The organism is Neolewinella aurantiaca (assembly GCF_008014675.1).
Taxonomy (GTDB): Bacteria; Bacteroidota; Bacteroidia; order Chitinophagales; family Saprospiraceae; genus Neolewinella; species Neolewinella aurantiaca.
The window spans coordinates 126,408-149,338 of record NZ_VOXD01000013.1; the positions used below are offsets into that span (position 1 = coordinate 126,408).

Below are 22,931 nucleotides of genomic sequence, written 5' to 3' on the forward strand. Positions count from 1 at the left end.
GCGGCCGCAGGTGCAAGAGACCGGTTGAGGGGCAGGCTTTTGCGGCCTTGTTACGCCGTCACCGCAGCACTTTCGATTGCCTTGATCATTCCGGCGAAGATGGCCCGGCCATCGGTATTCCCGATGGTGGATTCGCTGGCCCGCTCGGGGTGAGGCATCATCCCGAATACGTTGCGTTCGGCGTTGCAGATACCAGCGATGTTCTGGGTTGATCCGTTGATGTTCGCCTCCGGAGTAACTTCTCCGGAACCATCGCTGTAGCGGAAGAGTACCTGATCGTTGGCAATCAAATCAGCGATTACGTCGTCGGAAGCATAGAAGCGCCCCTCAGCGTGCGCGATGGGAATATTCAGGACCTGGCCAACCTCCAGTGCTGAAGTGACCGCACTGTTGGCGGTTTCGGTACGGAGGTAGCAGTTTTTAGCGATGAACTTCTGGTCGCGGTTCCGCAGCAACGCCCCGGGCAGCAGGTGAGCTTCGCAGAGAATCTGGAAGCCGTTGCAGATGCCGAAGACATAACCGCCACGTTTGGCGAAATCGATTACCGACTCCATGATGGGGCTGAAGCGGGCGACGGCACCGGCACGAACGTAATCGCCGTAGCTGAAGCCTCCCGGTACGATTACGCAATCTCCGGTGGTGAAATCTTTCAGTGCATCCTTGTCTTTATGCCACAGCTTTACCGTTTCACGACCCATCACGGTGCCGAGTACGTGTACCATGTCGTCGTCGCAGTTGCTGCCGGGGAAAAGGATTACGCCGAATTTCATCGTTACTTGTTTTTTGTAAGATGCAAAGGTAATTCGTTCAGCCGTTAGTTCTTTAGTCTTTTCGGAGGAAAGGCGGAGCAATTGCAAGAAAGTGTCAATAAACTGCCGGAAGAATCGGTCTCAAACTGCGTGAATATCGCGTTGAGGTGTAATCGGGCTCCGCCGACCATCGTGCTTTATCCGGGGTCTCTACCATTTTGGTGCCCGCCTTATAACTATTGCTGCACCTGCGCCCGCGCCCGCCGCACGAAAAACCAACCGCTGACCAAACCCGCCAGCATGAAGCAAATGGCAATGATCTGCGCCTGGCTCAGTTCTGCGCCCAGTACGTTGTATTTATCGTTAATGCGCGCAAACTCGATAAAAAAGCGCTCTACGCCGTTGAAGAAAAGATAGATGGAAAACAGAAGACCGGGCAAACTGGTGAGTCGTTTGCGCAGCCCCCAGAGAATGGCACCGATGGCGAAGGCCATCACCATTTCGTAGATCGAGGTGGGGTGTACAGCTTCTGCAAGCTGTGTACAGTATTCTACGTCGCAACCGGGGATGGCCTCTCCTCGCCCGAGTACGTTGTGCGGGAAGCGGAAACTCCAGACCCAGTCGGGCAAAAACCACCAGTCAGGTTGGGCTCCTGCGGCTTTGCCCCAGTCACCGTCTCCGCTGAGCTGACAGCCCGTACGGCCTACGCCGTACGCAATGATGAGGGCTGGTGCTACGGCATCCATGACCGGGACGGGTTTGATGCCATGCTTGCGGAGGTAAAGAAAGACAAATAAAGCTCCGCCGATCAGTCCGCCGTAAATGGCCAGGCCATCTCCGCTAAGCAGCACGCCCAGGGGGTCGGCCAGGAAGCGATCCATATACTCGATTATGGCAAAAAACTTGGCCCCGAGCAGGCCGCCAACGGCGGCCATCATCGTGATGGGGCCTACCCGTTCGCTGGGGTAAACATCTTTTTCGTAGGGTTCTCCTTCTACCGGTTTACGGGCCAGGTAAACGTAGTAGGCCACAAAGGCTGCTGCTGTCAGCAGGCCGGTAATCCACCATCCGTCGGTAGAAAGCAACACGCTCCCGGCGTCCTGCTTCCAGGCTTCCACGTTAGCGATGGCGTAGGGGACTTTGTAGCCGAGGACAAAACCAAAGAGTCCGTTGAAGATGTAATCCCAGATTGTAACTCCGCTGCCCGGCACCACAATTACCCGCTCGGGGGTGAACTGTCCTAGCTTTTCCCGTCGTTGTAGCTCCCACTTGAGTAAACTGGCGGCAACGATGAAAGCCAGCAACAGGAAAAACCCGAAAGTTTTGAAGAGACTGAGCCAGTTGTCGCGGTCGGTGCCAATGAGGTCGTGAAAGAGATAGGAAAGGTCTGGGTACATAGTAGGCAGTTGGTAGAATCTGGTGGGTTAGTGGTTCCTCGCGTTGCAGGCTTTACGTTACCACCGTATTTTGGAAGTGCTTCATTATTGCCACCGACTGAAAACACTACAAAAATGCATCGTTTATCTTCTGGTGTGAGTTTTGATGCGCGGGCAAGTTACTAAAGATGAGTAAGCGAAGCGCGGCGCACGGTGCTTGCGGCAGCACTACCCACTACTTACTACCTACTACTTGCTATTCTGAATTTTCTGAATCAGGCTGTCCACCGCACGACCGTAGTTTGCTTTTCCTTCGGGCATCAGGTCTTTTGCCATTCTTGCGTAAGTGAGGGCTTGCTCGGTCCGGTCCTGACTAAGGAGGAAAGCAGCAAGACGGTAGTACTTCTCGAAGCCGCCATCCTGTTCTGCGGCAGCAGAGGCTGCTGCTGCTTCAATGGCCATATCGAGCACTTTGTCGCTTCCGATGAATTTGGAATTCGCGGCAACCTGGTAAACATCCTGCAGGCGGACGGCATCTCCGTTTACCCCTTTTTTGAGGTAGTTCTTCATGGCTTTTAGGAAGTCCTTTTCGTCGGTCCCTTTGGCTGCAAGTTCAAATTCGCCTTCCAGTTTCAGTTGTTTTCCCGCGGCAGGGTCTACAGCCGAAAGTTTTTTAACTGCGGTTTCGAGCAGCGAAGCGTCTTTAAACTCGAGGGAGCGGGCCTTGGTTGCGTTCACGGCGCGCTTTACGGTGGCGTCGAACTCATCCTGTCCGTTGAGGGCTACAAGGGCTGCTTTGTTTTTCATCAGGAGGTCGAAAATGCGACTGTCGGCGTTGGTGGTTGCGACCTGAATGATGTTGAGGTTGTCCGGGGTAGTGAGGTCTTTCTGATCACGGAGGTAGTCGTTGGCTACTTTCAGGTGAGACTCACCCCGGCGCACGAGAGCGCGGATATAGGTGAAGGCGAGTTTGGAGCTGCGGTCTCCGGCTTCCCATTCGGCGGCGAGGGCTTCGATATCGTCTTGCTTGGAGATTGCTTCTTTAGCGGCAGCGATGAGGGTATTTACCTGCTTGCCACCCACGCTGGTGTGTACGGCTTCGTCTTTACCGTTGATCCAGAACAGGGTAGGGTAGGCGCGTACGGGATGGACTTTGCGGAAGGAAACAGACTCCGCTTTCTCCATGTCGAGTTTTACGTTGATGAAGTTTGCATTGAAAACATCCCCGACTTCTGCTACCGGAAACACGTTGGCGCTCATCCTTTTGCAGGGGCCACACCAGGTGGTGTAAGCGTCTACGAAGATCAGTTTGCCTTCGGTCTCCGCCTTTACGAGTGCTTCTTCCCAGGTGCCGTGAAAAAACTCGATCCCCTGAGCAAAAGAACTGAGACTGAGGGTGAAGAGAAAGGCTAGAAGTGAAAGTTTGCGTAGCAACATGAAGCTTGTTTTTTGGAATGGCTAAGGTACGGGATTTGCAAGACAGATTTTCGGCCAGCGTGTTTTAGTGGCTCTTCCCGGTTTCCTTTAATTCGTGTTTAGGATTTTTGGGCACGGGGTCGGGGCCGAAACGCCCCCACGGATGACAACTGCAAATTCGTTTGGTCGCCAGCCAGCTTCCCTTCAGCGGGCCCCACTCCTGAATCGCCTCGATGGCGTAAGCTGAGCACGTAGGCTGAAACCGGCACTTATTAGGACCGAGCAACGGCGAAAGCGTCACGCGGTAAATACGGATGGGAAGGATGAGTAGCCACTTTAACATGTGATGGAAACGGTACAAACTGATTGTCGGTTGATTGGTGTGACTGGTTTGGGCGCCGACGCAGGTGCAGTGAGAAGGTTTCTGGTCCGCTCTCCGACCAGGGGAAATGACGAAACTAAAAAATGAAGCAAAAATGTTTACGACCCAAACAACGCAATGAACGCATACCTGCAACTATTCCGGAGGCTCAACGGCAAGCAAATACCGATTGGAGAGTTTGAAAAAGGATTTGCCGAAAAATGGAGGCGCGATCGGGATGAAAAGACATCTTATGATCCCCGGTTTCACAGGCTTATCGATAGGGTGTTTACCAGCCTTGATGTTTGTGATGATCCCGAAATCGACCCTGCTTTTGATGAAGACAGGCTCAGAGAGGAGGTGGCTCTATTGACACATGTCTGGTTTGGAGAATGATGTGTTACTTTGCAACCATGCCCACTCCACTCCGGCAACCGGACCTGTTAAGTAACCTTACCCTCGGCACCGCCCGTCAGGTGCCCGGCCCCGTTGTTGCAGAATGGCTGGAGGCCAAAGCCGCCGTAGACCCTACGGCCGATTCCGCGGAGCAGCTACTTGCGGCCTACGCCATCAGCGAGCGCTTGCACCGGCTCAGCCCGGGGACGAAAGGCAGCATCCCGTCTAACACCGCTCCGCAGGAAGAAAGAGAAGCCACCACGGCCCGGCTCAGCCGGGCCCTGGAGTTGATTCTGCGTGGCACCTATCCCCACGTATTGCCGGAGGCAATTACGGTACTCAATGAGCGTAAACTGCTGATGCCTCCTCATCTTTTACCCGAGCTGCTCGACGAGGCGGTGAGCAAAATACCCTCTGCTCCCGCTTACGCGGAGCAACTACTGGCAGCCGGAGGTAACCGTGCGAATTGGTTAGCGGGGCAGAATCCGGAATGGAAAGAATTGTCTCCTGGTTATAACCTTACCGAAGCTTTAGCCAAAGAAGCTACACCAGGGCGGCGAGTGGTCCTGCTGCAGCGCCTTCGTGCAAAAGACCCTGCTGCGGCTCGTGAAGCCCTGGCAACAATTTGGAGCAAACAATCGCCTAAGAACCAGGAAAGCCTGCTGGCTCCGCTGGAGACGAACATCGGATCGGAAGATGTTCCCTGGCTCAGGGAACGGCTTGGCCCCAAACGCAAAGGTGTACGCCGGGCCATCCTGAGGTTGTTGCTGCTGGCCGGAGATCCGGTTGCGCTCGATGATATGCTCCGGCTGGCTGGCGAAGCTTTTGATGGGGACGGTAAGATTGTTTCTATTCTCCGCGGTGCCGAAGGCATCGAGCTGCTCGAAGCTTACGGTGGCCTGAAAAAACAGGAAACGGTCGGTGCGTTTTTTCTCTCCAACCTCCCGCCGCACGTTTTGCCCGAACTGACCGATCGTACGCTACCCGAATTCTGGAATACACTCAATAAGGATCAGTTGAAAGCCGCGGCCATTGCCGTCCAATCTTTCCCTGCTCCTGGCGTCCGCGCCGAATTTGTCCGTTATGCCCTGAGGGGAAATCCCGCGCAGTTACCCGTTAAGGAAGCTGCGGCCATAACTGCCGCTCTTGATCAAGAGACTTTCCTGGAAATTTTTCATGAACTACTCACCACCGAAAAAAACGTTTTCCACTATGGTGGCCTGGCCAGAATACTGGCCCTGAGCCGTAACGAACCATGGTCTGAACGAATCAGTAAAGCCTTCGTTCTGCAGCTGGTTTCCACGCTGCGGGAAGTGAGCACCCTGCCCTGGAAACTGCAAAACGACCTCAAAAGTCACTGGGAGCTGAGCCTCCCTTTACTGGACTCGGCCATTTTCGGGTGGGCAAGAACACACCTGCACAGCATGACTGAGCGTGGGGATGTGTTCGGGAAACTTGCAACCGATGCACTGCAAACACTCGCTTTTCGGCGGGTGTTGAGGGAGTAATCGTTGCTTAGCTTTTCAGTATGCCACTCAATATTTCGACAGCACGGTCCACTTCTTCCATCGTTGCGTACAGAGGAGCCGGTGCCAGCCGGAGAACGCCTCCGTCGCCGCCCAGCAGGTTGTCTTGCCGGTAATCGACAATCAGGCCGGCTTCGGAGAGCTGGTGCTCCAGCTCGGGTCGGTCACCTGGTACGTACACGGATATCTGAGCGCCCCGCTGGGCTTCGTCCATTGGTGTTATAATGGTAAGCTCCGGAAGGTCATTGAGGAGTTCGTGGAGTCGTCCGGTAAGTTTCAGGCTGCGGGTGCGCAGGGCTTTCATCCCTCCGGCTTCGTCGAACAACGGCAAAGAGGCGAGCAGGGGCGCCAGGCCCAACACCGGAGCAGTAGAAATTTGCCAACCCGAAGCATTCGGCTCGGGACGAAACTCCCGCCGCATCATGAAACGATCGCTTTCGCGGTGTCCCCACCAGCCGGCGAAGCGGGGCAGGTCTTCGTTGTTGTGGTGACGCTCATGGACGAAGAGTCCGCCGGGGGCGCCCGGCCCGCCGTTCAGGTATTTGTAGGAGCACCAGACGGCGAAGTCGCAGCCCCAGTCGTGCAAAGATAGCGGGACGTTGCCCACGGCGTGGGCGAGATCGAAACCGACCGCAGCACCTACCGATTTTCCGGCTTTTGCGATGGCTTCCAGTTCGAAAAACTGGCCGGTGTAGTAATGGATTCCGCTCCAGAGAACAAGGGCCAGCTCATCGCCCGCATCATGGATCGCTTTGGTGATGTCTTCGGTCTGGATGCTGAACTCGCCCTGGCGCGGACCGATTTCAATCAGGTCGGTTGCAGGGTCAAGACCGTGAAATTTGAGCTGACTGATGATAGCGTGCTGATCTGACGGAAAGGCTCCTGCCTCCATTATTACTTTGCGCCGCCGGCCTTCGGGGCGGAAGAAAGAAACCAGCATGAGGTGCAGGTTGACCGTGAGGGCATTGGCGATGGTGACTTCGGCGGCACGGGCACCGACGATGCGGCCGAGCGTTTCCTCTACGCGGCGGTGGTATCCGAGCCAGCCTCCTTCAGAACTTTCCCCGTTCCACCAACCTTCTACGGCGCGGACTTTCCAACTCTTCATCTCGGCGGCGAGTTGCTCCGCCGCAGCCACCGGCTGCGGACCGAGAGAGTTGCCGCAAAGGTAAATTTTGTCTTTAGGGAGGTGGAAGCGGTCGCGTAACATCTGTGGTGGGTTGGTTGAGGAAAGGGAAGAAGCGGTGCGCAAGGTAACGGATTGAGCGCAATGAAAGCGCTTTAAAACCGGCACAAAAAAAGCCCGCTCCGGCAGGGCGGCTTCATTTTTCAGGAGAGATATTATCTACCCTTTTGAAACGAAGCCACGCTGGTGAAGCGGGCGCAGGCATAGCCAGGTTGGGCTACAGTGTATTATTTACTCTTCGGCGAGGAAGCCACGGATGTTCCAGTGAATTTGCTCCGTGCCGGTGATTTCGTTGAAACTCGTCCAGGTATTTCCGGTTGGGGGCAGGAAGCGGTCTCCGTTGGGGTTGTAGTTGGCTCCGTTGTCGCAGCCCATGGCCTGGAACTGGTTGGTGGGCAGGTCGGTTTCGACGGCGATCCAGAGGCCTTCGTTCTCCCGGATGTCGATGACATCGTCGGTGATAGTGTGTTCGTACCAGCCGGTGTTACGGATGCGCTGGGTGAGGTCAAAGCGGTAGCGTTCGGCGCCGGGGGAGCGCTCATCGGAACCTTCGGCATACACGTAAACCACGGTAGAAGTAGGAATTGACTGGAGGTAGAAGCTTATTTTTTCCAACCGCCGGCCGGTGTAGGGCTGAGTTTCCTGGGTGGGGAAATAAGCCGCAAACGTATTATATCCTTCGCCGTTGAAAGGGGCGGAAGCCTGCTCGCCGTCGTAGCGGAGACTGTCGGCAGTGAAGTTGCCGGAACCGTCATCGTCTCCACAGCCGGAATAAGTAACTACGGAGAGCAAAAGCAGCATCAGAAAAGGAAGGCTAAAGGTTTTCATTGGTTTCTATTTTAGAACAAATTTCGGGGGTTGATGAGATATAGACCAAAAAAGGGCCGATAAGGTTGTCTTAAATGTTTATGAGGCCCGGATGGGCAAGACATCGCATACCGCTTTCAGCGGACCGTCTTAACTTTGCCTGGCAACCTTCAGGTTGCCATCCTTCACTGCTAAAAGCCGGGCAACCGGCCATTATGAACAAAGAGATCCTCCGCCTTGCCATTCCCAACATCCTGAGTAACATCTCGGTGCCACTCATCACCAGCTTCGATACCGTACTCATGGGCGGTTTGAGCGGCAACCACATCGCGGCGGTGGGCCTGGGAGGGATGGCCTTCAATTTCGTGTACTGGAACTTTGGCTTCCTCCGGATGAGCACCACCGGCCTTACGGCCCGCGCCTTTGGCGCGGAAGACAAAGCTGCACAGATGGCCACGCTCGCCCGCGCTGCGCTGCTGGCAGCAGCGATCTCCGTTTTGCTGATTCTGCTGCAGTACCCCTTTGCCGAACTGACCCATCTGCTCTTGAACCTGCGGGAGGAACAGGTAGGTATGGTAGACGACTACTTCTACATCCGGATTCTGGCGGCGCCTGCAGCCCTGTTGCAGATGGTGCTGTTCGGCTGGTTTTTCGGGCGGCAGAACTCGGTTTTTCCACTCATCCTTACGTTGATCGTGAACGCAGGGAACATGGCCCTGAGCTGGTATCTGGTTAAAAGCCAGGGGTGGGGGATCGGGGGAGTTGCCTGGGGAACGGTAGCAGCGCAGTACATGGGCCTGGGTTTCGGGCTCGTACTCTGGTGGTGGGAATGCCGCCGTGGCGGACTTCGTTTCGAAAAACTGTCCCTGAACCTGCGTCAGCGCCTGAAAAAAGGAAGCACAAGGGATTTTGCAGAGAACTCAACACAAGAAAATAACACGCCGGCGCTTCGCGAATTTCTATCCGTTAACCGCGATATTTTCCTCAGAACCCTCTTCCTGACGCTGAGCTTCGCCTTTTTCTACAACCGGGCTAACGCCCTCGATGTCGGAACAGCAGTGGTGGCCGCCAACGTGATTTTACTTCAACTCGTCAATTGGTTGAGTTACGGCATCGATGGGTTTGCGTTTGCCGCCGAAAGCCTGGTAGGTAAGTACTCCGGAGCGAATAAACCAAAGGAATTGAACCGGGTAATCTGGCTCATATTTGTTTGGGGTATGGCCTTTGCGGGGCTCTATGCGGTTGTCTATGCTGTGGGCAATATCAATATTTTACGGCTTTTCGCACCGGAAAATACTGCACCGGAAACCCTGGAAGCTGCTGTCTATTATCTCCCTATCGTGGTTGCTTTTTGCGTTGCTGCTGCTCCCTGCTACCTCGTTGATGGGATTTACATCGGCCTTACCGCCGCCCGTGCTATGCGGCAAACGATGTTGCTTGCGTTTGCCGGCTACCTGCTGAGTTATTACCTCGTTGGCCGCCATTACGAAAACTGGGGACTGTGGGGCAGCCTGCTGGCGTTTATGGTATTGCGCGCTCTGATACAATACTGGTGGTTATACACCGGACGCGTTGGACTAACGGCTCAAAAGACTAACAGACTAAAAGACTAACGAATTACCTTCGCACTATGGCCTACAACTCCATCAAAGCAACGCAACGGGCTTTAGCCAAAGGCGACGTTAAAACCACCGACCTCGTGAACGGCTACCTTGCCGCCATCAATGAGCACGCCCACCTGAACATTTACGTAGAGGTATTTGCCGAAGAAGCAATGCAACTCGCGAAAAAGCAGGACGAGGCGCGGGCGCAGGGTGCAAGGTTGGGTAAACTGGCCGGGGTAGTACTCAGCATCAAGGACGTAATTTGCTACGACGGACATGCAGTAAGCGCCGGATCGAAGATTCTCGACGGCTTCGTGTCTCCGTACACCGCCACGGCTTTGCAGCGATTGCTCGACGAAGACGTGATCGTGATTGGCCGGACCAACTGCGACGAGTTCGCGATGGGCTCCGGAAACGAAAATAGTTTCTACGGCCCTACCCGCAACGCAGCCGATGTCACCCGTGTCCCCGGCGGAAGCTCCGGTGGAGCGGCGGTATCGGTACAGGCAGGAACCTGCCTGGTTGCGATGGGGTCCAGCACGGGCGGATCGGTCCGGCAACCCGCCTCCTTTTGCGGCATCTACGGTTTTAAGCCTACTTACGGACGCATCAGCCGCCACGGCCTGATCGCCTACGGCTCGAGCTTCGATCAGATCGGTTACCTCGCCCATAATCCTGATGATATCGCTCTGGTACTGGAACTGAGCGCGGGGGCGGATATGTACGACGCCACGGCCCCCAATAAACTTTTGCCCACCTACAGTAAGCAAGACGTCGATACACAACCGCAAAGCATCGCCTACTTCGCCGATCTCATGGAAAGCGAAGCCATCGCTCCGGAAATCCGGACAGCCATGAAGCAGACGGTGAAGAGATTTGAGGCCGCCGGCCACACGCTGGTTCCCGTGAAGTTCTCTTACTTCGACTACGTGGTGCCAGCCTATTACGTACTCACCACCGCCGAAGCGAGTTCTAACCTGAGTCGGTTCGACGGGATGCGTTACGGCCACCGCTCGGCCGAAGCACATGACCTCAACGAGACGTACACCCGGTCGCGAACCGAAGGCTTCGGCACCGAGGTGCAACGACGGATACTGCTCGGCACCTTCGTGCTCAGTAGTGGGTACTACGATGCTTACTACGGCAAAGCACAGAAGGTTCGTCGCCTCATCCGGGATCAGTTGCAGGGTATCCTGGATGCGCATGATTTCATCCTGATGCCGGTCACCCCGTCTGTCGCATGGCCGATCGGTGAACAGACCGACGATCCGGTAGCCAATTACCTCGCTGATATCTACACCGTGCTGGCCAACCTGGCAGGATTACCAGCGGTGGCCATCCCCGTCGAGACCGACAGCGCTCTGCCCGTAGGCTATCAGCTCATGGCGGACCAGTGGGAAGAAGGGAAGCTGCTGAGCTTTATCCGCGGACTTTGAGGGTAAGGAAGTGCGGAAGTCGTGGCGCTGAAGGATGAGCGTCTGCCATTTTCTTAAAAGCTGCTGTAATTCTCTTCTCCGCCTGAAGGGCTGTTGCAGCCGGGATCTACTCGGAAATCGAGGCAGAACTGTGCCTGAGTCAATGAGTAGTTAATGCACGAAGCAGAAGAGTGCAGCTTACTTATCTTTGCATCCGTATTAATCCCACGAATAATGAAAAACCTTTTGTTTCTCTTCGCCCTGTGTCTTTGTGTGGTTTCCTGCGGAGACCCGAAGCCCAACGATGGCACCACTCCCATCGACGAGCTGGAGTCTACCAAAGACTTTGTTGCAAGCCCGGACCAGGACACCGCCCGCCACATTCCTTTGTATATCCACAAAATCCCGGCGGAGTCCGAGATCGACAACCAGGTAACAGCTTTGGGTGCCTTTGGCCAGCTCATTGAACCGCCGATGGAGCGCCTCGAAGCTCAGGCCCTGTGCAAAAGTTACTGGGTGGTGGAAGGCTACGCCGACAGCCGCGCGAGCCGCCCGCAAAAGGTTGCTGCTACGGGCCAGTGGATTCAGTGTTTCCCTAACGGAACCTTCCGCGGCGGACACTGGGACCGGCAGACCCACGCCGGCGCGTGGTACCTCACGTATAATGAAAAGTTCCCGCTTCTTCAATTAGACAGTAACGTTGACCGTATGGATGCCATCTGGGAAATTCAGGGTTTCTCCGGAGACCAGGCCAGCATGGCGGTGGTACGTCGTAACACCTTCGGCCCGCACCATAATGCGATCTCTGCCAAATGGATAGAACTGTACGACCGGCCTACCCGCGAGCAGTTCAAGAATGTACACCAGGGGCTGTAGCCCGTAATGGGGAACCGGTAGAGATACGGTAAGGAGTGCAAGCATCGCTTGTTTGGCTCATCCTCTTTAAGTGGAGTGAACACTTCCGCCGCAACGCGCAACTTTCCGGGTAAGCGACTGCATTACTACCGCATCACGTTACTGCACGGCCAAAAATGTCTAACCTCCGCACACTGATTACCGATAATCCCTACCAGCGGCTGCTGAGCATCGCGTGGGGATACGCCGAGGGGATGCGGGGTAAATACATCCTGATTTACCTCATGTTCACCGGGGTTAACCTGCTGATCAGTTTACAACCGGTTATTTTCGGGCTTTTCATTAACCACCTGCAGAAGGGCGAGGGTAATCTCTTGCAGGGAACCTGGATCTACCTGGCCCTGCATATGGCGATCATCTTCGCTTTTTGGTCGTTGCAGTGGCCCGCCCGGTTGCTCGAACGAAGGATGGCCTTCGATATCAGTAAGCGGCTGCTGATGGAGGTCTATGATAAGATTATACATTTACCTCTGTCCTGGCACCGCGAGCACCACAGCGGTGATACCATCAACCGTGCACGGAAGGCCTACGAGGCACTCAAGAACTTCTTCGACAACGGCTTCGCTTACTTCCAGACGATCGCACGGATGGCGATCGCGCTGATCGCCCTGCTGTGGTTCAGTCCGGTATTCGGGATGGTGGCGGTGGTGGCCGCTGTAATCATCTTCGCGGTGGTTTTGGCTTTCGATAAACCAATGATCGAAGCGATCACGGCCACGAACGATAAGGAGAACGAACTGATGGCGGGCTTCTCGGATAAACTGACCAACATCATCACCGTAACGACCCTGCGGCTGGGCAAACGGACGGCTGCGGACATCAACGGCCGCATCGATAAAATCTGGCCACCTTTTTTGCGGGGAACGCGAATCAATGAACAGAAGTGGTTCTCGATCTCGGTCCTTACCGGACTGATGTACATCGCGATGGTAGGCGGCTATGTGTACGAGAATTATGTGCCGGGCGAGGTGTTTCTGGTGGGCGGGTTGGTAACCCTGATTGGGTACGTGAACCAGTTCGCAAATATGTTGAGCAGTTTCACGATGCAGTACGGACAGATTGTCCGCTACCGTTCCGACCTCGCGGCGATCGACCCGATTGAGGAGGCGTACGCCGAGCTATCAGTCCCTTCGGCCGAAGGCGCGGTAGACCGCGCCTGGCAAAAACTCCGCGTCGAGGGCCTCAACTTCCGCTACGATGAAAACGGTGCCGGGGTTTTTGACGTCAGCCTTAACCTCGACCGGGGGCGGCGGATTGCGATCATCGGACCCAGCGGGTCCGGTAAAACAACGACGCTTTATGCCCTGCGGGGGCTTTACCCTCCGGAGCAAATGACTTTGCTTTTCAACGAGCCCGCATCGCATCCTGCGGCCGCGCCCGCCCAGCTATTCGAACAAACCACCCTCATCCCCCAGTCTCCGGAAATTTTTGAGGACACCCTGCGCAACAACCTGACGATGGGGCTGGATCGCTCTGCCGAAGAACTTACCCGCGCTATCCGAACAGCCGTACTCGACGATGTGGTAGAACAGGCCGATGAAGGACTCGAGACGTTCCTCTCCGAGGGAGGTGCTAACCTGAGCGGTGGTCAGCGCCAACGCCTCAGCATCGCCCGCGGACTGCTCGCCGCAGATACTTCAACCCTGCTGTTGCTAGATGAGCCCACCAGTAGCCTCGATCCTAAAACAGAGATCCTTGCTTACGAGCGCATCTTCGCGGCCTTCCCGGATAAAACCGTTGTAAGCACCCTGCACCGGTTGCACCTTCTTCGCTTTTTCGACTACATCTACTATATGGAAAACGGCCGCGTTGCGGCCGAGGGGACACTGGAGGAATTGCTGGAAACCAGCGAAGGTTTCCGGGCAATGTACGCGGAACAGGTAAGTGCCGGTAACGAAACGGGCTAAAACCAATTTCCTCTTCGACAAGCGTATTGTCGACATTTCGTTCCGGTTTCAGGAGTGGCTGGTCAACGTCGCAATTGCGCTGAAAGCGCTCCATACCGCACGATCTGTTCAATTGTTCTTCCCGTTCAGCCAACCTTCCTACCCGCCGGCCGTATAGTTATGGATGCACGGCAGGATGATGGTCCCCCCCCCCGGACAACCGATTAGCTTCACCGCCACCTCCGACGGTGACTATTTGACTGCCTGACTACCTGATTGTTTTGACTACACCCCATGGATTCATTAACGCAAATAGTATTAGGCGCCGCAGTAGGCGAAGCCGTCCTTGGCCGGAAGGCCGGTAACCGGGCAATGCTCTGGGGCGGAATTTGCGGGACGCTGCCCGATCTGGATGTACTCGCCAACGCGGTGAGCGACCCGATGAGTGCCCTGGCCTATCACCGGGCGTTTACCCACAGTCTGCCGTTTGCAATCCTGGCGGCCCCGTTGGTCGGCCTGGCTCTGCACCGTTTCTACGGCGGCCGGGAGGGGCCGGTGAAAGGGTGGTTGGTGTGGCCGGTGCTCCTGACTGCATTCTACCTTTTGCTTACGGGTGGAAGTTACCTGATGCCGATCGAGGTGTACGGAATTCCAAAAATAACGTTAGCCATCACGCTGGCTTTTGCTGCTTTTTTTGTGGTGATTGGCGGGCTTCGTTGGCTGCGGGGTTTTCCCGACAAGGTCAAAAATACAGGGTGGAAGGGATGGACATTATTGGCCTTCGGCGCTATTGTTACCCATCCGTTGCTTGATTGCTTCACGGCCTACGGTACTCAGTTTTTTCAGCCCGTTGCGGACAGCCGTTTGGCCTGGAATACCATTTCGGTTGCCGATCCGATCTACACTTTGCCGTTTCTGATTTTACTCGTTTGGGCGCGGACGCAGGTGCAGGGAACCAGTTGGAGGGCAAAGTTGAATAAGGCCGGGCTCGTGTTGTCTTCGGTCTACCTCGCCCTGACGGTGGTGAACCACTTCAATGTAGACAGTGTGATGGAAGCCACCCTGACACAGGAAGGGATTGTTGCCGAAAAACACGTTGTCTCTCCGTCTATTCTCAACAACATACTCTGGTCCGGCACAGCGAAGGATGCTAAGATAGATCTCTTTTATTTCAGCCAGTACAGCCTCTTCGACGAAGAGCGTCGCTTTCAACCCTTCACGGAAATACCCGGTAACCACGACTGGCTTGCGCCCTACGCCGATGACCGCGATGTACGAATCATCCGCTGGTTCACAAAAGAGTATTACGGCGTGATGCCCGGCCGGAACGAAGGTGGCCTGCAGGTAAACGACCTCCGTTACGGTCTGCTCGATACCGATAATCCGGAAGCACGCAGCAGCTACATATTCAGCTGGGAGGTGGACACTACCGTCCATCCGGTACAGGTACGGCAGGAGAACGCAGGCCCCTCGGAAGATGTGGATATGGGCGGAATGTTCTCACGGCTATGGGAGCGGCTTAAAGGGGTTTCCAGTAAGTAGTTGGTAGAGTGTAGTAGGTAGTGCGTAGTTGGTAGAATGTAGTAGGTAGTGCTGCCGCGCGTTGTAGTGGATAGTTGGCAAAATGTAGTGGAGGAGACTGTTCACTGCGCCCGGGCGAACAAGCGAAGCGCAGAGAGTGGAAAAAGCGGCAGCACTACATTCTACCCACTACCCACTACCTACTCCTCCTCCGTTCGTCCGGCTTCCAGCCAGAAGTTATTCACTCCTTCGCCGGGGATGAGGCGTACCTCACGGGCATTGAGTAATTCGAGGAGACCGAGAAAAGTAACGATGGCGTGAATACGGGTTTTGCAGACACTAAAGATGTCGTTGAAACTTGGCCGGGACTTTCCGAACTGTACGGCTCCGATCAAGTTCATGATCCTCACTTGCTGGTCTTCCACGGTGTAGTCGAACTGAGCAATTTCGTGGATCAGTGGCTTGTCGTCCCGTTCCTCCATTTTGGTGAGGAGGCGCTCGTAGGCTTTCAGGAGTTTGAACAGGGTTACGCTTTCGAGTTCGACATCGACGAGTGCGCGGGTGGCAATCTGGGCAAGTTCGGTCGTTACGTTGCCACGGTAATTGCGCATGCTTCGGGCGGTTTCCAGAGCGCGCAGTTCCGCCAGGACGGATTTATAACGCTTGTACTCCAGCAGGCGAGAGACGAGTTCTTCGCGGGGGTCAATCTCATTGCCATCTTCATCGACCGGTTTGCGGGGGATGAGCATTTTTGCTTTGATGCGGCAAAGGGTGGCGGCTACGAGTACGAACTCGCTGGCCAGGTCGATATCCATCTGTTGCGCCTGGTGCATGTAGGCGAGGAAGTCGTTGGTGACGCTGGAGATGGGGATGTCGTAAATGTCCAGCTCGTCCCGCTCGATGAAGAAAAGGAGGAGGTCGAACGGGCCTTCGAACTGGGGTAATTTTATGGTGTAACCTGCCATTGAGCGCGAAGGTAGAAACTAGGGAGCTAGAAATTAGTTTCTAGGAGCTAGAAACTAAGAACTGGCTTCTAGCTCCCTAGTTCCTAACACTAAGCCCTCCGCACAAGATCCCTGCAGCAACCGCTGCATTAAGGCTTTCGGCTTCCCGGCCGGGCGCGCGGGGTATCGTTAACCATTTTTGCACCTGCGTGCGCGCCGCCTGACTTACCCCTGGCCCCTCCGCACCAATAACGAGCAAGCCGGAGGTGGGCGGGTCGATGCGGTAAATATTTTCACCGGCAAGATCGGCACCAAAGACGGTGAGTTCGGGGAAGCGGGTGGTTACTTCGGTCAGTACACCTTTCCGAAAATCGATACGGAGAAAAGAACCCATCGTAGCCTGGATGCTTTTGCTGTTGTAAAGATCGGCTGTTCCCGGTCCTGCAATCACGTGGTGAAAACCGAACCAGTCGGCAATCCGCAGCAAAGCGCCCAGGTTGCTGGGGGATTGCACCCCGTCGAGGTAAAGCGACCATCCGGTGGCCATTTCGTCGGGCAAATCGGGCGTTTGCTCAGGCAGGTCTACCACCGCGAGTACCTGGTTTGCGGTGTTGAGCTGAGAAATTCTACCCAACTCTTTAGGTGTGACTATCGTTAAGGGAACGGACGGAACTTCTGACTGAAGAGCCAACCATTCTTCAAGGGCGTAGACGTGATCGACCTTATAGCGCGTTTGAGAAAGAAGTTCACCGACGATCCTACCGCCTTCGGCGGTGAATTTGTGGTAATTTTGCCGAAACTTCCGCTGACGAAGGCTGCTTATGAATTTAATGGTACCGGAACTAAGAGGCATACTGGCGCGGTTTTTTTGTCCGGCGGGACTGGTCCTTTTGGGAACCGTCGCCTTCCTGACGTCCTGCAATACTACCAAATATCTTGCGGACAACGAGGAACTACTCGTCAAGAATACCATCCGGCTGGTTGATCCAAAGTCGATCGACAACCGGGGAGACGTTGCGTACCAGCTCTCTACGCTCTCCCGCCAGCAACCCAACGATAACTTTCTTTTCCTTTTTCCCCGCGAGTACTTTTATTTAGATAACAGCAAGCCGAGAGACACTACCCGGATCGACCGCTTTTTGCGCAATACGCTCGGGCAGGAACCCGCAATATATAAAGACAGCCTGAGTCGGGTATCCACTGATGATATGGCCTCTTACCTGCGGCGACTCGGCTATTTCAAAGCAACGGCCTACCACGAGGCCGACCGTAACCGCCGCAGGAAAGTAAAGCTGATTTACCACGTAGAAGCTGGTCACCGTTTTTTGATCGACTCCGTTCGGTTTTCCAGCCCGGAGCCAATTCTCGATAGTTTGCTCCAACTGACCCTGGAAGACAGTGAACTGAAAACCGGTACGCCGCTCGATCTCAATAAATTCGACCGTGAAAAATCACGCATCAGCCGTTTTCTGCGCAACCGTGGTTTCGCTTATTTCAGCGGAGCGTACTTCGATGAGCTGGAAATCGACACTTTCCGGAGGAGTGGCTACGCTGATGTTTTTCTGAGCATCCTCCCGCCGCAGAGGGAAAACGCCTACCAGCGCTTCCGGGTGGGGGAAATAACGGTGTACACAGACTTCTCCCCAATCGCCCCCGGAGGTTCCTACCTGCTCGACACAACGATCAACAACGTTCGCTTTTTGTCTAACGAGCCCGGTTTCCGGGTGCGGCCTGAGCTACTGCGCAAGAGCATCTTCATGGAACAGGGAGAATACCACAACCGGGATGACCTTGAAAAGACCAACCTTTCGCTCAATGGCCTTGGGATCTACCGCTTTGTCAGGATTAATCAGAAAATCGACACATTAAAGCCGGATGTGATCAATTACCAGATTCAACTTACGCCGAGCGATAAGATGTCTTTGGGCGCAGACCTGGATTTCAACTACACGAACCGGAACGGAGGTATCGGGGCAAACAACCTGCTCGGTCTCAGCGTATCGCCGAGTTTCCAAAACCGGAACGTTTTCGGAGGGGCTGAACTCCTGGTGACCAGCCTGAGGGCTGGTACGGAGATCAATCCGCAGGTTCGCCGCCGGCGAAGCGGCGGAAACCTGTTCTTCAACACGGTCGACCTCTCCGCAAACGTCAGTTTGTACCTGCCTCGTTTTCGGGACTTCGGCCTTTACGGTTTCTTCAATAAAATTCCTTCTCCGTTTGGTAAGCGGGTGGTTTCCGATAATTTCCTAAGCCAGTTGCAGGAGAGGGCGAGCACGCGGTACAGCATCGGCTACGAGTACCTGCTGATCAGAGATTTCTACGCTTACACCTTGTTCAACGCCCGGCTCGGTTACGATTTCAACCGTTCGCAAACAACCAATTACCGGATCAACCACTTTGCGATTGATGTGCTGGAGCCGGTGATAGAACCTGCTTTTCAGACGATTCTGGAGGACAGCGAGTTTCTGCGAAACAGCATCGGAGAACAGTACTTTTTCTCTCTGCTTTTCCGTAACCTGGAGTACACCCGCAACGGACGGTCTGACGTCCGGGGGCGCTCGCTGTCGTTCAACGGAAACTTTGAGATTGCCGGAGCAGAACTTAGCCTTATCAACGATCTTTTCAACGCATTCAGTGAAATCGACGAAACGTTTACCCCGAAAGACGGGGCTACTTTTGCAAAATATGCTCTGGCTTCAGCGGACCTCCGTTATCTGAAAAAGTATACGCCGCTGACCTCTTTTGCCGCGCGGTTTCTGGTATCGGCCGGCAGGCCGTTTGGGGGCTCTGAGGCAGTGCCCTACGTAAAGCAGTTTTTCTCGGGTGGAGCAAACTCAATGCGGGCCTGGCAACCCCGGGCCTTGGGGCCGGGTGGTTACGTCGACCCGCTCAGTCTGGACACCGACAACAACCTCCGGTTGTTCCAAACGGGTGACCTCCGGATGGAACTCAACCTGGAGTACCGCTTCCCAATCGCGGGTTTCTTTAAAGGTGCCCTGTTTGCCGATATCGGTAACATCTGGACGCTTGATTCATTAGCAGACCGGCCGGGGTCGCAGTTTCTGCTGTCTAAGCGGGCCGCGCCAGACGGCTCTTTTGTGCACCAGCCGTTTTACCGCCAGCTTGCGGTAGGGGCGGGGAGTGGCCTCCGCATCGATCTGAGTTATTTCATCTTCCGGCTCGACGTCGCCTTACCGCTCCGCTATAATTACCCCCAGGATGGCGACGGCGAACCACTTGTACGGGATGGAAGCGATATCCCCGAAAGTGCCTACTGGCGAAGGTTCAATAGCTTCGGCTTCAGCGATCTGACTTTCCAGTTAGGGTTGGGGTATCCGTTTTAATGATTGTCGGGCGCGGCCGCGGGTGCAGGGGGAGTTTTTAGAATTCCTTCGGGTAGCGGAGGCTTTAGCCGCCATGCTTTTGTGATCTGAAAAGGACTCTAAGTCAGCGGCTGAAGCCGCGACTACTGTAGTACGGCCTGAAGGCAGGGCATCCTACCCCTCGAAATGATTCCAACCCTGCGCCGTAATCTCATGGATGTTGCCTCCCGTAGTGTGTAGCTTGATGCCGTCTTCGGCGGCAACGATTTCTCCGGATATATAAAGGTCTGGCAGGAACCGGATCTTTTCGACATCCTTAGGGTCGATGGTGAAAAGAAGTTCGTAGTCTTCGCCGCCGGAGAGGGCACAGGTGATGGGGTCCATGCCAAAATCAATGGCCTGTACCTGGGCTTCCTGCTTAATCGGTACGTTGCCTTCCTCGATGATGGCTCCAACGCCGCTGGCCTTGCAGATGTGAATGATCTCGCTGGCCAGACCATCCGAAATGTCGATCATGGAAGTAGGAACAATATTGTTTTTGGCAAAAAGGTCTACCATGTCCGTCCGTGCCTCGGGGCGGAGGATGGCCGCGTAGAGGTCTTTATGCTCCGGCTTCATCTCTGGCTGCATGTTGGGGTTGGCGAGGAAAACCTGTTTTTCCCGCTCGAGGAGCTGGAGGCCAAGGTAGGCGCTGCCCAGGTGGCCGGTGATGCAAACCAGATCGCCCACCTTTGCGCCGCTACGGCGGGTGATACGCCCCTTTGGGGCGCGCCCAATGGCGGTAACAGAAATGTAAAGACCCTTATTGGAGCTCGTCGTATCTCCCCCCACCAGGTCAACGCCGTAGTTTTCGCAGGCAGCGTAGATGCCGGCGTAGAACTCGTCCAGCGCTTCGACGCTGAAGCGATTACTGATGGCTATGCTCACTGTAATCTGCTGCGGGCGGGCGTTCATAGCGCAAATGTCAGAAACGTTTACCGCTACGGCTTTGTAGCCAAGGTGCTTCAGGGGCGTGTAGGCGAAATCGAAGTGAATGCCCTCTACGAGCATGTCGGTGCTAACGACGATTTGCTCGTTACCTCCGGTTTCAATAATGGCGGCATCGTCACCAACGCCGAGTACGGTGGTGGGTTGGCGCTTCTTGAAAGTACGGGTAAGGTGCTCGATAAGGCCGAATTCGCCCAGGGTGTTTACATCAGTTCGGGACATGAATAGTCTTTTAATCTGTCGGGCCGTTGGCTCGTTGGTTCATTAGACAAACCCGTTTGTTGGAGGTAGGTTGCATCGGACGCTTGCTGCTTCAACCTTCTTTTTCGCTCTTATTGATGTATTCCACCACGATTGCGGGCACGAAATCGCCCGTAAGGCTGTGGCCACGCCCCTTTGTGGTTACAATTTCTGCTCCCTGCCAGTTGGTGTACATCTTCCTTGCGCCATCGATGGGGGCTACGTCATCGTCTTCATCATGAATGATCAGGCCTTTCACCTCTACGTTCTTAACGAACTCGGTGAAGTTTATGTCGGCAAAGCGGTGGTCCATATGACGGTAAAACTGGTGTTCGATACCGTACTTGACCCGGTCGTTGGCCCCAACGAGCTGACAGAACTTATCGATGAAGTTTTCCAGTAAGCCAGGGACGGCCATACTTACAATGCGTTTGGGCGAAGAGCGGAATTCTTCTTTGCAGCAGTAGTAGATCGCGGCCATGCCTCCGCCCGAATGGCCCACCCAGTAGTCGGGGGCGAAGCCCAGAGTTTTGAAATATTCGTCTATGACCTGACAGTACATGAAGACGTTGAACTTTTTGCCTTCGCTGCGGCCGTGGGCCGGCGCGTCGATGGCGTAGATGTCGAATCCGGCTTTCCGCATGGGTTCATACATCGCAAACCAGCGGGCGGAGGAACTCTCCCAGCCATGTAAGAGCAAAACCGAAGGGCCGTCTCCCGGCCAGTGATAACAGTGAATGTTCTGGTCTTCGAAGGTGAAATCCGATTGTTCGGCATCCTTAAGGAATTCATTCGTTCCGGGATCGTCTGCCAACCGACGAGGGTTGGTCAGGAAATAGTAGGCCATCTTACCGGCGCCACGCCGGTAAACCCTCGCTGTGCCGTTGAGCAAGCGCCGGAGGCCGCCCAGCATTAATTTTTCCTTATTCACCGCCATAGTGTCAATTCGAAAAGTTGGCACAAACTTACGCCGAATGGCGGAACTTCCCATCGAAGGAGTGGGTTATGTGCTCTCAACACTAAAGAATGAAGAGCTCACTACAAAGATTGCCAGTCAAAATTCTTGACCTCTATAAAAAGTCTTTTTCCGGCTTGCCCCGTAAAGTCTGGTTGCTTGCCCTGGTTCTTCTGGTTAACCGTAGTGGAGCTATGGTAGTAGCCTTTCTTTCGGTTTACCTGATCGACAAGCAGGGCTATGCGCCTACAAAGGCGGGCTACGTAATGGCCGCATTCGGCTTTGGTGGGGTTCTTGGAAACTACCTGGGTGGGCTGATGAACGATCGTTTTGGTTCGTGGCACATTCAGTTGTACAGTATGATTGGGGCCGGGGTGTTGAATATTTTGCTGGGTCAGGTCACCGAGTTCTGGCTTTTGTGCTTGCTGGCGTTCAGTATTTCTTTGTGGGCCGACGCCTTCCGGCCAGCAAACCGGGCGGCGATCGCGATTTATGCCCCGCCGGGCAAGCTTACCCAGGCTTATGGTTTGCAGCGTATGGCGGTGAACCTCGGGTTCAGCATTGGCCCTGCCCTTGGGGGGTACCTGATTTACAATTATGGCTTCGAGCTCATGTTCTGGGGCGATGGGCTTACTTTCCTGCTGGCAGCGCTCGTTTTTTACCTTGCTCTGCCCGCCGATGAAACTGCGAAACCCCTCGTTGCCCGGACGAAGAGTGAGTCCGCAGCGGTAATAGCGGAGCCCCTAACCGCCACTGCACCTGCGCCCCGTCGCCCCGGAGCAGATACGGCATCTACCCCCGCGCACAGGCAATTGTGGCTGCTTGCGTTCGTCTTGGCCAACATGGGCATTATGATGTGCTTTTTTCAGCTCTTTTCCACCTTCCCCGTTTACCTCAAAGAGTCCGGTTTGGATGAGCGGGCGATCGGCTGGTTGTTTACGCTCAGTGGCATCGTCATCGTCGGGCTGGAGATGCCGACCCTCTACGCTGTGGAGCGGCGCTTCCGGCCGATCCCGGTTATGCTTGCCGGCTCGGGGCTCATCATCCTTTCGTACCTTCTTTTGCCAGGTATCGTAACGCTGGGCTTCCTGGCGGTACTGGGAATGATCATGATTCTGACCATCGGCGAAATCCTGTACATGCCGTTTACGAATACTTACGTCTCCACAATGGTCCGCTACGATTTTAGGCCGCTCGGGCACCAAAGACTTTAAGCTCTGCAATTACCGCTTGCATTTTGGGCGTGTGTGGGTCGACACCACACTTGTCCAAAAGGTGATACGCTATGCGTTCGTTGCGATAGGCCGTCACGATATCAGACATC

The 22,931-nt window shown here is 55.0% G+C and carries 19 protein-coding genes; 9 read left to right on the forward strand and 10 right to left on the reverse strand.

What is annotated here, in order from left to right; all coding sequences use genetic code 11:
- Positions 1–50: 50 nt before the first annotated feature.
- The 4 genes from purQ to yidD form a co-directional block, all read right to left on the reverse strand.
- The gene (gene purQ / locus FUA23_RS10285) at positions 51–770 is read right to left on the reverse strand and encodes a phosphoribosylformylglycinamidine synthase subunit PurQ (protein ID WP_147930652.1); all 720 of its coding nucleotides are present in this window, start codon (positions 768–770) and stop codon (positions 51–53) included.
- A gap of 215 nt (positions 771–985) precedes the next feature.
- Complete coding sequence (locus tag FUA23_RS10290) at positions 986–2,146, reverse strand: prolipoprotein diacylglyceryl transferase (protein ID WP_147930653.1); 1,161 nt, start codon at positions 2,144–2,146, stop codon at positions 986–988.
- A 228-nt stretch (positions 2,147–2,374) separates the two neighbouring features.
- Positions 2,375–3,562 (reverse strand): thioredoxin family protein, encoded by a 1,188-nt coding sequence (locus FUA23_RS10295; RefSeq protein ID WP_147930654.1) that lies wholly within the window; start codon positions 3,560–3,562, stop codon positions 2,375–2,377.
- A 64-nt stretch (positions 3,563–3,626) separates the two neighbouring features.
- The gene (yidD, locus tag FUA23_RS10300; protein WP_147930655.1) at positions 3,627–3,884 is read right to left on the reverse strand and encodes a membrane protein insertion efficiency factor YidD; all 258 of its coding nucleotides are present in this window, start codon (positions 3,882–3,884) and stop codon (positions 3,627–3,629) included.
- Positions 3,885–4,040: 156 nt separating this feature from the next.
- Between yidD and FUA23_RS10305 the strand changes: the two genes are divergently transcribed.
- Positions 4,041–4,298 (forward strand): colicin immunity domain-containing protein, encoded by a 258-nt coding sequence (locus FUA23_RS10305; protein WP_147930656.1) that lies wholly within the window; start codon positions 4,041–4,043, stop codon positions 4,296–4,298.
- A 17-nt stretch (positions 4,299–4,315) separates the two neighbouring features.
- Entirely contained in the window at positions 4,316–5,806 is a 1,491-nt protein-coding gene (locus FUA23_RS10310) for a DUF5691 domain-containing protein (protein WP_147930657.1), read from the forward strand.
- Positions 5,807–5,813: 7 nt separating this feature from the next.
- Here the strand turns inward: FUA23_RS10310 and kynU are convergent, their stop codons facing one another.
- Positions 5,814–7,118, reverse strand: coding sequence for a kynureninase (gene kynU, locus FUA23_RS10315; RefSeq protein WP_262713702.1), 1,305 nt, complete (start codon positions 7,116–7,118; stop codon positions 5,814–5,816).
- A 123-nt stretch (positions 7,119–7,241) separates the two neighbouring features.
- Positions 7,242–7,838: a hypothetical protein gene (locus tag FUA23_RS10320; RefSeq protein ID WP_147930659.1), complete on the reverse strand. Its 597-nt coding sequence runs from the start codon at positions 7,836–7,838 to the stop codon at positions 7,242–7,244.
- Positions 7,839–8,032: 194 nt separating this feature from the next.
- Here FUA23_RS10320 and FUA23_RS10325 point away from each other — a divergent pair, with 194 nt between their 5' ends.
- The 5 genes from FUA23_RS10325 to FUA23_RS10345 all read left to right on the forward strand — a co-directional run bounded on the left by FUA23_RS10325 (position 8,033) and on the right by FUA23_RS10345 (position 15,179).
- Positions 8,033–9,430, forward strand: a complete 1,398-nt coding sequence (locus FUA23_RS10325) for an MATE family efflux transporter (RefSeq protein ID WP_147930660.1) — start codon at positions 8,033–8,035, stop codon at positions 9,428–9,430.
- 17 nt (positions 9,431–9,447) lie between these two features.
- A complete protein-coding gene (gene gatA, locus FUA23_RS10330; RefSeq protein WP_147930661.1) occupies positions 9,448–10,857 on the forward strand; it encodes an Asp-tRNA(Asn)/Glu-tRNA(Gln) amidotransferase subunit GatA in 1,410 nt (469 codons plus the stop codon).
- A 213-nt stretch (positions 10,858–11,070) separates the two neighbouring features.
- On the forward strand, positions 11,071–11,712 hold the full coding sequence (locus tag FUA23_RS10335) for a hypothetical protein (RefSeq protein WP_147930662.1): 642 nt from the start codon (positions 11,071–11,073) through the stop codon (positions 11,710–11,712).
- Between the two features lie 155 nt (positions 11,713–11,867).
- Positions 11,868–13,658, forward strand: a complete 1,791-nt coding sequence (locus FUA23_RS10340; RefSeq protein ID WP_147930663.1) for an ABC transporter ATP-binding protein — start codon at positions 11,868–11,870, stop codon at positions 13,656–13,658.
- 273 nt (positions 13,659–13,931) lie between these two features.
- Positions 13,932–15,179 carry a metal-dependent hydrolase gene (locus FUA23_RS10345; RefSeq protein WP_147930664.1) on the forward strand — a complete coding sequence of 416 codons (1,248 nt, stop codon included), beginning with the start codon at positions 13,932–13,934 and terminating at the stop codon, positions 15,177–15,179.
- 179 nt (positions 15,180–15,358) lie between these two features.
- Here the strand turns inward: FUA23_RS10345 and FUA23_RS10350 are convergent, their stop codons facing one another.
- Both FUA23_RS10350 and FUA23_RS10355 read right to left on the reverse strand, forming a co-directional pair.
- Positions 15,359–16,123 carry a segregation and condensation protein A gene (locus tag FUA23_RS10350; protein WP_147930665.1) on the reverse strand — a complete coding sequence of 255 codons (765 nt, stop codon included), beginning with the start codon at positions 16,121–16,123 and terminating at the stop codon, positions 15,359–15,361.
- Positions 16,124–16,199: 76 nt separating this feature from the next.
- Positions 16,200–16,955, reverse strand: coding sequence for a TrmH family RNA methyltransferase (locus tag FUA23_RS10355; protein WP_187270959.1), 756 nt, complete (start codon positions 16,953–16,955; stop codon positions 16,200–16,202).
- Here FUA23_RS10355 and tamL point away from each other — a divergent pair.
- Positions 16,924–19,446 carry a translocation and assembly module lipoprotein TamL gene (gene tamL / locus FUA23_RS10360; RefSeq protein ID WP_147930667.1) on the forward strand — a complete coding sequence of 841 codons (2,523 nt, stop codon included), beginning with the start codon at positions 16,924–16,926 and terminating at the stop codon, positions 19,444–19,446. The two genes, FUA23_RS10355 and tamL, sit on opposite strands and share 32 nt — an antisense overlap.
- A 153-nt stretch (positions 19,447–19,599) precedes the next feature.
- Here tamL and thiL read toward each other — a convergent pair whose 3' ends face one another.
- Positions 19,600–20,634 (reverse strand): thiamine-phosphate kinase, encoded by a 1,035-nt coding sequence (thiL, locus tag FUA23_RS10365; RefSeq protein WP_147930668.1) that lies wholly within the window; start codon positions 20,632–20,634, stop codon positions 19,600–19,602.
- Positions 20,635–20,725: 91 nt separating this feature from the next.
- Positions 20,726–21,643 (reverse strand): alpha/beta fold hydrolase, encoded by a 918-nt coding sequence (locus FUA23_RS10370; protein ID WP_147930669.1) that lies wholly within the window; start codon positions 21,641–21,643, stop codon positions 20,726–20,728.
- Positions 21,644–21,678: 35 nt separating this feature from the next.
- Between FUA23_RS10370 and FUA23_RS10375 the strand changes: the two genes are divergently transcribed.
- Entirely contained in the window at positions 21,679–22,821 is a 1,143-nt protein-coding gene (locus tag FUA23_RS10375) for an MFS transporter (protein ID WP_147930670.1), read from the forward strand.
- Positions 22,822–22,931: the final 110 nt, after the last annotated feature.

Bases quoted from the DNA above. Each gene is read 5' to 3' on its own strand.
- purQ (WP_147930652.1), bottom strand. From the start codon at position 770: ATGAAATTCGGCGTAATCCTTTTCCCCGGCAGCAACTGCGACGACGAC.
- FUA23_RS10290 (WP_147930653.1), bottom strand. From the start codon at position 2,146: ATGTACCCAGACCTTTCCTATCTCTTTCACGACCTCATTGGCACCGAC.
- FUA23_RS10295 (WP_147930654.1), bottom strand. From the start codon at position 3,562: ATGTTGCTACGCAAACTTTCACTTCTAGCCTTTCTCTTCACCCTCAGT.
- yidD (WP_147930655.1), bottom strand. From the start codon at position 3,884: ATGTTAAAGTGGCTACTCATCCTTCCCATCCGTATTTACCGCGTGACG.
- FUA23_RS10305 (WP_147930656.1), top strand. From the start codon at position 4,041: ATGAACGCATACCTGCAACTATTCCGGAGGCTCAACGGCAAGCAAATA.
- FUA23_RS10310 (WP_147930657.1), top strand. From the start codon at position 4,316: ATGCCCACTCCACTCCGGCAACCGGACCTGTTAAGTAACCTTACCCTC.
- FUA23_RS10320 (WP_147930659.1), bottom strand. From the start codon at position 7,838: ATGAAAACCTTTAGCCTTCCTTTTCTGATGCTGCTTTTGCTCTCCGTA.
- FUA23_RS10325 (WP_147930660.1), top strand. From the start codon at position 8,033: ATGAACAAAGAGATCCTCCGCCTTGCCATTCCCAACATCCTGAGTAAC.
- gatA (WP_147930661.1), top strand. From the start codon at position 9,448: ATGGCCTACAACTCCATCAAAGCAACGCAACGGGCTTTAGCCAAAGGC.
- FUA23_RS10335 (WP_147930662.1), top strand. From the start codon at position 11,071: ATGAAAAACCTTTTGTTTCTCTTCGCCCTGTGTCTTTGTGTGGTTTCC.
- FUA23_RS10340 (WP_147930663.1), top strand. From the start codon at position 11,868: ATGTCTAACCTCCGCACACTGATTACCGATAATCCCTACCAGCGGCTG.
- FUA23_RS10345 (WP_147930664.1), top strand. From the start codon at position 13,932: ATGGATTCATTAACGCAAATAGTATTAGGCGCCGCAGTAGGCGAAGCC.
- FUA23_RS10350 (WP_147930665.1), bottom strand. From the start codon at position 16,123: ATGGCAGGTTACACCATAAAATTACCCCAGTTCGAAGGCCCGTTCGAC.
- tamL (WP_147930667.1), top strand. From the start codon at position 16,924: ATGAATTTAATGGTACCGGAACTAAGAGGCATACTGGCGCGGTTTTTT.
- FUA23_RS10355 (WP_187270959.1), bottom strand. From the start codon at position 16,955: ATGCCTCTTAGTTCCGGTACCATTAAATTCATAAGCAGCCTTCGTCAG.
- thiL (WP_147930668.1), bottom strand. From the start codon at position 20,634: ATGTCCCGAACTGATGTAAACACCCTGGGCGAATTCGGCCTTATCGAG.
- FUA23_RS10370 (WP_147930669.1), bottom strand. From the start codon at position 21,643: ATGGGAAGTTCCGCCATTCGGCGTAAGTTTGTGCCAACTTTTCGAATT.
- FUA23_RS10375 (WP_147930670.1), top strand. From the start codon at position 21,679: ATGAAGAGCTCACTACAAAGATTGCCAGTCAAAATTCTTGACCTCTAT.